The sequence below is a fragment of the Burkholderia sp. Ac-20379 genome, from assembly GCF_017104645.1.
GTDB lineage: Bacteria > Pseudomonadota > Gammaproteobacteria > Burkholderiales > Burkholderiaceae > Burkholderia.
The window spans coordinates 1-2,354 of sequence record NZ_JAAGPF010000586.1 but is presented as its reverse complement, the minus strand read 5'-3'; the positions used below and the strand labels follow the sequence as shown (position 1 = coordinate 2,354).

The 2,354-nt window shown below is 71.7% G+C and carries 2 protein-coding genes; both read right to left on the bottom strand.

Annotated features, from left to right (window positions below):
* Positions 1-127 precede the first annotated feature (127 nt).
* Positions 128-1,843 (bottom strand): ATPase, T2SS/T4P/T4SS family, encoded by a 1,716-nt coding sequence (locus tag G3N92_RS32985; RefSeq protein ID WP_206131708.1) that lies wholly within the window; start codon positions 1,841-1,843, stop codon positions 128-130.
* Positions 1,840-2,354 (bottom strand): type II secretion system F family protein (locus G3N92_RS32980; protein WP_206131707.1); only part of this gene is annotated, 515 nt, incomplete at its 5' end. The genes G3N92_RS32985 and G3N92_RS32980, both read right to left, overlap by 4 nt.

The following is a 2,354-nucleotide window of genomic DNA, read 5'->3' as shown; positions in this document are numbered from 1 at the left end:
GGTCGGCGGCCGTTCGACGAACCGCCCCGCCGCATGACGCGACGCGCCGGTGCGGCACACCGTCACCGCCTCGCGCGACACGACGAGGCGGCATTCTCCGCGCGGCGCGAGCCGCCTGAGCCAGCGATCAAGCATTGAGGGTCACCCGTTTCACTTCGGCCAGCGTGGTTTCGCCGCGCTTCACGAGCCCGAGCGCCACCTCGCGCAATTGCCGCGTGCCGTTGCGGCGCGCCGCCTCCTTAATCACGCGGATCGGCTGCTTCTCCACCACCAGATCGCGGATCTCGTCGTCGAGGATCAGGATCTCGGCGATCGCGCGACGGCCGCGATAGCCGGTGCCGCGGCAATCGCCGCAGCCGGTGCCCTGCCGGAAGTCGTAGCCGGCGGTGGCCTCGCGCGTCAGGCCGAGCCGCGCCAGCTCGGCGTCGCTCGGCCGATACGGCGCGGCGCAGCGCGGGCAGTTCACGCGCAGCAGGCGCTGCGCCCAGATGCCGTTCAGCGCCGACACGAACGCGTACGGATCGATGCCCATGTGGCCGAAGCGGCCGAACACGTCGAACACGTTGTTGGCGTGCACGGTGGTCAGCACGAGGTGGCCGGTCAGCGCCGATTGCACGGCGATCTCGGCCGTCTCGCGGTCGCGGATCTCGCCCACCATGATCTTGTCGGGGTCGTGGCGCAGGATCGAGCGCAGCCCGCGCGCGAACGTCAGCCCCTTCTTCTCGTTGACGGGAATCTGCAGGATGCCGGGCAACTGGTATTCGACCGGATCCTCGATCGTGATGATCTTGTCGCGGCCGTTGTGGATCTCGGTCAGCGCGGCGTACAGCGTGGTGGTCTTGCCCGAGCCCGTGGGGCCGGTCACCAGCAGCATGCCGTACGGCTCCTCGGCCAGCGCGCGCAGCGCGACCAGCGAATCGGCGTCGTAGCCGAGCGCCTCCAGCGTCAGCGCGCCGTAGGCCTCGATCATCGCGCGCTTGTCGAGAATCCGGATCACGGCGTCCTCGCCGTGGATGCTCGGCATGATCGACACGCGCAGGTCGATGTCGCGCCCGCCCGCCGCCACGCGGAAGCTGCCGTCCTGCGGCACGCGCCGCTCGGCGATGTCGAGCTCGGCCAGCACCTTCAGGCGCGAGATCACCTGCTCGGCCGTCTCGACGCCGTGGATCGTGGCGGCCGCGTCGAGCACGCCGTCCACGCGGTACTTGAGCGCGAGGCCGGTGGCCGTGCTTTCGAGGTGGACGTCGGACGCGCCGGCCTTCAGCGCGTCGTAGAGCGTCGAGTTGACGAGCTTGACGGCCGGGCTGGCCGCCTCGCTGACGCTCTGGAACGACAGCACCTGGGTGGCGCGGCCGTCGGCCTGGCTGCCGTCGCCGGCGCTCACGAGGCTGTCCACCGCGCGCGCCGATTCTTCCAGGCGCGCGTGATAGGCGAGCAGGTCGCCGGGCAGCGCGAGCCGCATCTCCACCGCGCCGCCCGCCTGCGCGTCGAGCCAGGTCAGCAGGTCGAGATCGAACGGGCTGGTGACGACGCCGATCAGCGCGCCGCCGGCGTCATCCGCCTCGCCCGCCTCGCGCCTGTCGCGCAGCAGCGCGCAGCGGCGCTGCATCGCGAGCGGCAACGGCACGCGGTCGAACGCCGGTTCGAGCGCGAGCATGCCGGCCGTCTCGATCACGGCCATCGCCGTCTGCGCGGCGAGCGCGCGCAGCAGATCGATCGGCTCCGCGCCGGTCAGCGCCTGCAACTCCTCCACGAGATGCCGCCGGGTGGCCGCCGCCACGGTGCGCGCGCGCATCAGTTGCTCGGCGTCGAACCGCGCCGCCGGCGCGTCGAGAATCGTCATGACAGGCTCCCCGCCAGATCGAAGATGGGCATGTACAGCAGCACGACGATGGTGCCGACCACCACACCGATCGCCGCCATCAGCAGCGGCTCGAACATGCGCGTGAAGCGGTCGATCCAGCGGCTGATCTCGCCGTCGTAGAACGCGGCCGACTGCGTCAGCATCGCGCCGAGCTCGCCCGAGCGCTCGCCCACCCGCAGCATGCGCAGCGAGATCGGCGTGGTCAGCCGCTGCGCCTGGAACGCGACCGACAGCGGCTCGCCCGACTGCACGGCCACGCGCGCCAGTTGCAGCGCCTCGCGCATCGACGGCGACACGGTGCCGCCGGCCGTCTGCATCGCCGAGACCACCGGGATACCGCCTTCGAGCAGCATGCCGAGCGTCAGATACAGGCGCGACAGCTGGTAGATGCGCAGGTGGGCCCCGAGCAGCGGAATCCGCCCGAGCAGGCTCACCAGGCCGATGCGCGCCACCGCCGCGCGCACCCCGAAGCCCAGCGCCGCCGCCGCGC